This is a genomic window from Allobosea sp. CS1GBMeth4 (assembly GCF_900185715.1).
Taxonomy (GTDB): Bacteria; Pseudomonadota; Alphaproteobacteria; order Rhizobiales; family Beijerinckiaceae; genus Allobosea.
The window spans coordinates 1-1,272 of sequence record NZ_FYAS01000051.1; the positions used below are offsets into that span (position 1 = coordinate 1).

The following is a 1,272-nucleotide window of genomic DNA, read 5'->3' on the forward strand; positions in this document are numbered from 1 at the left end:
TGACGTTGCCCCTCTGCCCTAATCCATTGTGAAGTTCGCTCTGGCCCGAGATGAGGACCAGAGGATGAAGCGCAACCGCTTTTCGGACGAGCAGATCATCGGGATCCTGAAGGAGCACGAGGCCGGTATTCCGGTCGCGGAACTATGCCGGAAGCACGGTGTCAGCGATGGCAGCATCTACAAGTGGAAAGCCAAGTTTGGAGGCATGGAAGTGTCCGAGGCCAAGCGGCTGCGGGCGCTCGAAGATGAGAACGCCAAGCTCAAGCGCATGCTGGCCGATGCCATGCTCGACAATGTGGCGCTGAAGGACCTCCTGGGAAAGAAGTGGTGACGCCCGCTGCCGAACGGAAAGCTGTCGCGCACCTCGTGAGGCATCACGGGATGAGCGAACGGCGGGCGTGTAAAGCCACCGGCTTCTGCCGCATGACAGTTCGCTACCAGACGATGCGCATGGACGACGACGCCCTGCGCGAGCGCATGAAGGCGATGGCCCACGAGCGCCGCCGCTTTGGCTATCGTCGCCTGCATGTGCTGCTCAGGCGGGAGGGCTTCGTGGTCAACCACAAGCGCCTGTTCCGGATCTATCGCGAGGAGCGCCTGACGGTGCGGCGGCGCGGCGGTCGCAAGCGGGCGATCGGCACGCGGGCACCCATCCTGATCCCGCTGCGGCCGAACGAGCGCTGGTCGCTCGACTTCGTCTCGGATCAGTTCACCGACGGGCGGCGCTTCCGCATCCTCACCGTCGTGGACGACTGCACCCGCGAATGCCTCGCTCTGCTGGCCGACACCTCGCTCTCCGGCTTGCGGGTCGCGCGAGAGCTGGATCGCCTCATGGCTGAGCGGGGCCGGCCTCAGATGATCGTCAGCGATAACGGCAGCGAGTTCACCTCGAACGCCATCCTCGCCTGGGCAGATGCCGCTCGGGTCGCATGGCACTACATCGCGCCGGGCAAGCCGATGCAGAATGCCTTCATCGAGAGCTTCAATGGGCGCCTCCGCGATGAACTTCTCAATGAGACGCTGTTCTCGACGCTCAGCCAGGCCAGAGCCGCCCTGAGCGCATGGAGGTCCGACTATAACGGATCCCGACCTCACTCCGGGCTCGGCTGGCAGACACCGTCTGACTTCGCCGCCACCTTCCACCCACGACGAGATCTGCCGCTGCGCTATACCAACGGCTCCGCGCCAGATCCCGTCATCCACCCCGGCCAACAGGCCACAACCTACCGCCCGAGCGAACTCCGCGCTGGATAGAAACTGGGGGCAACGTCA

At 64.4% G+C, this 1,272-nt stretch carries 1 protein-coding gene; it reads left to right on the forward strand.

Translation table 11 applies throughout. The features are described 5' to 3' along the window. Positions 1–64 precede the first annotated feature (64 nt). A protein-coding gene (locus tag CS1GBM4_RS22680; RefSeq protein ID WP_186421033.1) for an IS3 family transposase occupies positions 65–1,254 on the forward strand; the annotation gives its coding sequence in 2 pieces (ribosomal slippage) (positions 65–314 and positions 314–1,254; 1,191 coding nt in all). Positions 1,255–1,272 lie beyond the last annotated feature (18 nt).